The 5,788-nt window shown below is 72.8% G+C and carries 6 protein-coding genes; 3 read left to right on the top strand and 3 right to left on the bottom strand.

All coding sequences use genetic code 11. The annotated features are described in order from the left end of the window. A partial coding sequence (locus AB0917_RS33485; protein WP_366823482.1) for a methyltransferase domain-containing protein occupies positions 1-376 on the top strand: 376 nt, incomplete at its 5' end. A gap of 174 nt (positions 377-550) precedes the next feature. Here AB0917_RS33485 and AB0917_RS33480 read toward each other — a convergent pair. Beyond that, the gene (locus AB0917_RS33480; RefSeq protein WP_366823481.1) at positions 551-1,459 is read right to left on the bottom strand and encodes an oxygenase MpaB family protein; all 909 of its coding nucleotides are present in this window, start codon (positions 1,457-1,459) and stop codon (positions 551-553) included. A gap of 209 nt (positions 1,460-1,668) precedes the next feature. Between AB0917_RS33480 and AB0917_RS33475 the strand changes: the two genes are divergently transcribed. Beyond that, the gene (locus AB0917_RS33475) at positions 1,669-2,565 is read left to right on the top strand and encodes a hypothetical protein (RefSeq protein ID WP_366823480.1); all 897 of its coding nucleotides are present in this window, start codon (positions 1,669-1,671) and stop codon (positions 2,563-2,565) included. Positions 2,566-2,650: 85 nt separating this feature from the next. Here the strand turns inward: AB0917_RS33475 and AB0917_RS33470 are convergent, their stop codons facing one another. Continuing rightward, a complete protein-coding gene (locus tag AB0917_RS33470) occupies positions 2,651-2,833 on the bottom strand; it encodes a hypothetical protein (protein ID WP_366823479.1) in 183 nt (60 codons plus the stop codon). 92 nt (positions 2,834-2,925) lie between these two features. Beyond that, positions 2,926-3,987, bottom strand: a complete 1,062-nt coding sequence (locus AB0917_RS33465; RefSeq protein ID WP_366823478.1) for an acyl-CoA desaturase — start codon at positions 3,985-3,987, stop codon at positions 2,926-2,928. Positions 3,988-4,245: 258 nt separating this feature from the next. On the opposite strand from AB0917_RS33465, the gene AB0917_RS33460 reads away from it, so the two are divergent. Further along, a partial coding sequence (locus tag AB0917_RS33460; protein WP_366823477.1) for an SNF2 helicase-associated domain-containing protein occupies positions 4,246-5,788 on the top strand: 1,543 nt, incomplete at its 3' end.

The following is a 5,788-nucleotide window of genomic DNA, read 5'->3' as shown; positions in this document are numbered from 1 at the left end:
CGCCGTCAACGTGTCGTCACGCTACTCGGCGCACTTCGGGCCCAACCGCGAGGTGCTGGGCATCAACATCGCACGGCTTCCGCTGCGCGACGGGGCGCTGGACGCGGTGTTCGGAGCCGGGCTGATCTCGCATCTGGCCCGCCCCGAGGCCGATACGGCGGAGCTCGCCCGGGTGGTGCGGCCGGGCGGGGTGCTGGCCCTCTTCCACCCGATCGGCCGGGCCGCCCTGGCCGCGCGGCACGGGCGCGCCCTCACCGACGACGACCTGCGGGCCGAGCCCAGGCTGCGGGCCCTGCTGGCCGGTTCCGGATGGCGGCTGGACTCCTACACCGACGAGGACGACCGCTTCCTGGCCCTCGCCGTACGTCGCCCCTGACGGGCCACGGCCCCGGATCCGGGGTCGTGCACCAGCTCCCGCGGTGGTACGGGGCAGCGCCCCGCGACCTCGCACGGCACCGCCCGCGACGCCCGCCGCCCCGGACGAACCCCTCCCCCGTGTACGCGGCTACGGAGCTGCCGCACACCGTCTCCGCGCTCCCGCCGGCCCTCATCACTCGGCGGGCGCCTGCGACGGCCGCCGGTGGCCGGGGACCGGGCAGCCCCGGACACCGGGGGTGGGGAACGTACCGAGCGCGGCGACCTCGTAGCCGTCCGGGTAGCCCTTGATCTCGGGGTTCTGGCGCGCGTAGTGCGGCGTGCGCCGGGGCGGCAGCAGCCGGACGGCACGGGCCCTCAGGCGCAGGGCGCCCCGGGTCAGCCCCCGGGCCACGGGCCCCGGGCGCTCGTAGCGGAACGCCCGCAGCAACGAGTCGTCCAGGAGCGCGAGGCTGGCGCCCCGCACCACCGGGGCGAGCGGCCCCGGATACCAGGAGCCCATGAGCGCCAGGGTCGCGTCGGAGACCCGGCGGGCTCCCGCGTCCCAGCCGAAGTGCTCCTGCTCGTAGGCGTCGAGGGTGCGCTCGAAGTCCTCGTAGCTCTGCGGGAGGTCCTTGATCCCCATCCGGGCGCCCAGGGTGCGGTAGTAGGCGGCGAAGGCCCTCAGCTCGTGGGCGGAGAGCCGGCGCCAGCCGAAGTCGTCCAGCCAGCGCTTCGGTGTGACGACGAAGGTGCACAGCACGTAGCGCATGTCGTCGTTGCTGATGTCGTAGCTGCGGTGCATCTGATTGATCCGGCGGATGGCCGTGCGGCCCTCCTCGGTGTCGAATCCGTGCTCCACCACGGTGTCCAGGAGCAGGGCGGTGTCGTCGTACCGCTTCTGCGAACGCTCCGTCAACTCCGCTGTCTCATCGAGGAGTCGGCCGATGCTGGGCACGGCATAGGTGCGGTAGAGGGCCAGTTCGAGGGCGCGGGTGATGTCCCAGGGGAACTCGTAGGTGACGGTGAGGCGGTAGATCTCCAGGAAGTCCCGCTCCGGGTCGAGTCGCTGAATCTCCTTCAGCCGGTCGTAGCGCTGAACCATGCTCTTCCCCTCGTTCGTTCCGAGCTCCGATCCTACGCGGATGGCCCCGTACGTCCCGGTCCTTCCCGGCCACGACGCCCTGGGCCGAGGGACCGGCGGGTGCGGCCGGGTGTCGGGCGCCGGGGCCTCGACGGCGGGGTTACCGAGTAGTTAAGGTGCGCCGACGGACGACGTGAGGCGGGCCTGGGCGACGGGTGGCCGAGCGGTGGATGAGGGATCTCAGGGACGAGGAGGAGACCGTGGCCGCTACGGACGCCGACGACGACGCGCTGCTGGTGCTGACCGCGGTGCTGCTGACCCCTGCCCGGTTCCCGAGTGTGCTGGGCGACGACTACGTGGCCGCGTGCGGTGTGCTCGGCCTCGAGCCGTACGAGGAGGGGTACGGTCTCGTCCTCGGCCAGGACGGGGAGGGGGCCCGCTGGACCGTGGTCGTCGAGGACGTGTCCCTGGTGGCCGCGGCCATCGCGGCCTGGGACTGCGGTATGGAGTACGACCTCTCCCCCGACGACCGCTGCGTGGTGTGCGCGCTGCCCGGCTGGCCGCTGGCCGTGGCCGTCGCCGCGCCCGGTGTGCCCGCCCCGCACGACCCGGAGACGGACGGTCAGGGCCCTGCGCCGCTGGCTCCTGTGGACACGGGGTCCTGGGGCCCCGCTCAACGGCGGCTGGGGGCCGACGAGATCGCGGAGCGGTGGGCGCTGTGGCGGGAGCAGATCGACGACGCGGAGTTCGTCCGGCCGGGCGATGAGTCGGCGAAAGGTCCGGCCGGACACGGTGGGCCGGGGGACGGAGGCACCGCCGGCGAGGGGGAGGCGGAGCCCGGTGCCGCTGCGACGGGCCGGCATCCCGGCGTACGACGGGCCCTGTCGGAGGCCCTCGCCTATACGAAGGCTCCGCCGCCACCGGGCCGGATCCGCTCCGTCTTCGCCTCGGCCGACGCCCGCACCCTGCGTGTCGACGGCCCGGGGTGGTCGATGGTTGCCAGAACCGACGACATAGCGCTGATCCTGCTGGACGAGGAGCCGGGCGAGGTCCTGCCCGTCGGCCGCGGGCCCGCGCTGCCCGGCCTGCTGGAGGCCCTGGACACGCTGGCCCCGCCTCCGGCGTGACCGTGCTCCGGGCCCGGGGCTCCCGTACTGCTGTGTCCCCGGCTCAGAGGCCCCGGCCACCGATGGCCACCCGTCGCTCCCGGGTTCAGCGGCCGATCTCCCTGCGGTTGCTCCTGCGGAGCCTGCGCCGCTGGGACGGGTCCAGCAGCAGATAGCCCGCGACGGGGACGCCGATCACCACCAGCAGCGACCACCAGAATCCGATCAGGGGCATCAGGACGACCGCAGCCACCACCCCCGCGACAGCGACCTTCGCACCGTTCGACATGGTCCACGCCTCCTTCGCGGCCGGCGCCGCTCCTGTCGTGTCAACGCGTCTGCGCGTTCTTACGTTCCCCTCACCGTCCCCCGTGTCGCCGCTCATCGCAGCGGTTCACCGACCTCGTGCATATGAGCCAGCGCCTGCCGGTAGGACTCGACGAGTCCGGTCTCCGCGTACGGCATGCCGATGCTTTTGCAGTGCGCCTTGACCAGGGGCTGGGCCAGCCGCAGGTGGGGCCGGGGCATGCTCGGGAACAAGTGGTGCTCGATCTGGTAGTTCAGGCCGCCGAGGAACCAGTCGGTCAGGATCGCGCCGCGCACGTTGCGTGAGGTCAGGACCTGGCGCTGGAGGTGTCCCCAGCGGTCCCCGTCCGGGTCGGGCATCTCCATGCCCTTGTGGTTGGGGGCGAAGGCCATCCCCAGGTGGAGACCGAACAGCGCGTGCAGCAGCAGGGCGAAGACGACCGCCTTGCCCGGGGACAGGGTGGTCAGCAGCAGGGCCGCGTACAGCGCGAGGTGCGCCGTCATCAGCAGGGCCGACACCGCACGCTCCCGGGCCGGCTGGCGGCGCAGGAACTGGAACCCGTAGATCTTCAGGGCTATGCCTTCGAGCAGCAGCATGGGGAAGAACAGCCGGGCCTGGTTGCGGGTCAGCCAGCGGGCGAACCCTTCACGCTGCGCCGCCTGCTTCTGCGTCCAGACCAGGGCGCCGACACCGACATCGGGGTCCTTGTCGACGTGGTTGGGGTTGGCGTGGTGACGTACGTGCTTGTCGTTCCACCACGCCTCGTTCATACCGAGGAGCAGGTTGGCGTGGACGAGGCCGATCAGCCTGTTCGCCCTGCGGTCACCGGTTATCTGGGAATGGCCCGCGTCATGGGCGACGAAGGCCGTCCGGGTCCACAGGACCGCCAGCGGAAGGGCGAGAAGCAGGCTCCACCAGGTGTCGCCCAGCAGAACGAACGCGGTGATCACCCCGCCCAGGGCCACCAGGTTGGCCGCGATGCTGATGACATACCGGTCGGTGCGGCGTTCGAGAAGGCCCTGCCCCTTCACAGCACGCAGCAGGGGGGCGAAATCACTGCCCGCAGCCGAGGAACCCGATCGTTCCGCACTGCTGTCACCGGCGGAATCCGCGGCGGTGGCTGTTGCCTGGGACATGAGGTCTCCGGTCTCTCAAACATAGGCGCTGACCTCGTCAAACGTACGGATCGGAGGCTTTCGGCAGCCATGGCGCCACCACCCCGATCTCCCTGGGGCAGACCCCCGTATCCCGTGGTGGTGCCAGATGCACCACGACCACCGAGGAGGAGCGAGGAGTGGGGCAGATCACACCAGGGGGCCGCGCATCTTGGCTTCAAATGGAGTACCCTCGGCGACCCCGACCCACTAGTCAAATTTGAGGAATCTGACATCGCTGTGCACCGGCACCCCGCGGCAACGCTTTCCGAGATTTCCGAACTGTCCCGCTGCTCCGCGGTCTTCATCCCCGCGGACCCGCCCCGTACCGGCGTGATCGCCTTCTGGAACCCGGACGGTAGCACCCCTCCCGACGCGCCCTGGGTCCTGTCGGAGCTCACCGTGGCCGAGGACGGTCTCCGGCGCCGTGCCGTGCCGGCCCTGCGTCTTCCCGTACGGGAGGCTCTGCCGGTGCTGACACGGGCGCGGGCCGGCGGGCAGGCCTCCCCCGCCACCGCCTTCTGGGGCGCCGCCGCACTGGTCGGCCTGCAACTCGTCGCCCGCGGTCTCCTGCTGCCCGGACTGAGCCCCACCGATCAGGACGCCTGGCGGGTCGGGCCGCTGGGCGCCGAGGACCTGGAGCGGATCCGGGAGCTCGCGGCGTCGATGCCGGCCACCGCCCACGCGACCCCTCTGGAGAGCGACGCGAGCGCGGACGGACCGCTGCTGCTGCCCGAACCGGAGCGGCTGCTGCGGGCGTTCCTGGACGCGGTGGCCGACGGGCTGCCCCGGACGCCCGCCGCCGGGTTCGCGGCGGCGGGCCCCGCGTTCGCCGCCCGGGAGCCCCAGCACCTGCCCCAGGGCCGGGCCTGGGCGGCCGATGTGGCGGCCGGTCACGACGCGGGGGTGCGGCTCTCGTTGCGTGTCGAGGTCATCGGAGCGGCCTCCCCGGCCACCGAGGACCCGCTCACGGCCGGCGATGCGCCGTCGTTCCGTGCCGTGTTGCAGATCCACAGCGTCAGCGACCCCTCGCTGGTCGCCGACGCGGCCGAGGTCTGGGCGGGCGGCACGCGGAGCGCGGAGCTCTTCGGGCCGCGGGCCCGCATGGACGCCCTCCTCGCCCTGCGCCGCGCCGCCCGCGCCTGGCCGCCGCTGACCCCGCTGCTGTCCGCCGCCGTGCCGGACGCCGTGGAGCCCGCCGACGAGGAGATCGCCGAACTGCTGGGGCCCGCCTCGCGCGCCCTGGCCGCCACGGGTGTGCAGGTGCACTGGCCCAAGGAGCTGGCGAGGAAGCTCACCGCGCGCGCGGTGATCGGCCCGGACGACCCGGACGGTGACGCCGACAGCGCGGAAGGGGACGGCCGGCGGAGGCGTGCCGTGGCGGACACGCCCTCGTTCCTCTCCGCCGACGCCCTGCTCGCGTTCGACTGGTCGTTCACGCTGGGCGGCCAGAGGCTGAGCCGCGAGGAGCTGGACCGCATCGCGGAGTCCAGCAGGCCGATCGTGCGGCTGCGCGACCAGTGGGTCCTCATCGACCCGGAGGAAGCACGGCGGGCCCGGACGACCCAGGACCGCAAGGTGACCCCCATCGACGCGCTGGGCGCGGCGCTGACCGGCTCCACCGAGGTGGACGGGCGGCGTGTGGAGGTGGCGGCGACGGGGTGGCTGGAGCAGCTGCGGAAGCGGCTGGCCGATCCGGAGTCCGCGGCCGAGCAGTCGATCGGGCAGCCCGAGGCGCTGACCGCGACGCTGCGCGACTACCAGCTCCGCGGGCTGAACTGGC

Origin of the sequence: Streptomyces sp. NPDC007346 (assembly GCF_040703535.1) — a bacterium.
Taxonomy (GTDB): domain Bacteria; phylum Actinomycetota; class Actinomycetes; order Streptomycetales; family Streptomycetaceae; genus Streptomyces.
The sequence above is the reverse complement of the archived record's forward strand: the minus strand, read 5'-3'. Positions and strand labels throughout refer to the sequence as shown.

Coding starts and splice junctions, on each gene's coding strand:
- AB0917_RS33480 (WP_366823481.1), bottom strand. CDS start 1,459: ATGGTTCAGCGCTACGACCGGCTGAAGGAGATTCAGCGACTCGACCCG.
- AB0917_RS33475 (WP_366823480.1), top strand. CDS start 1,669: ATGAGGGATCTCAGGGACGAGGAGGAGACCGTGGCCGCTACGGACGCC.
- AB0917_RS33470 (WP_366823479.1), bottom strand. CDS start 2,833: ATGTCGAACGGTGCGAAGGTCGCTGTCGCGGGGGTGGTGGCTGCGGTC.
- AB0917_RS33465 (WP_366823478.1), bottom strand. CDS start 3,987: ATGTCCCAGGCAACAGCCACCGCCGCGGATTCCGCCGGTGACAGCAGT.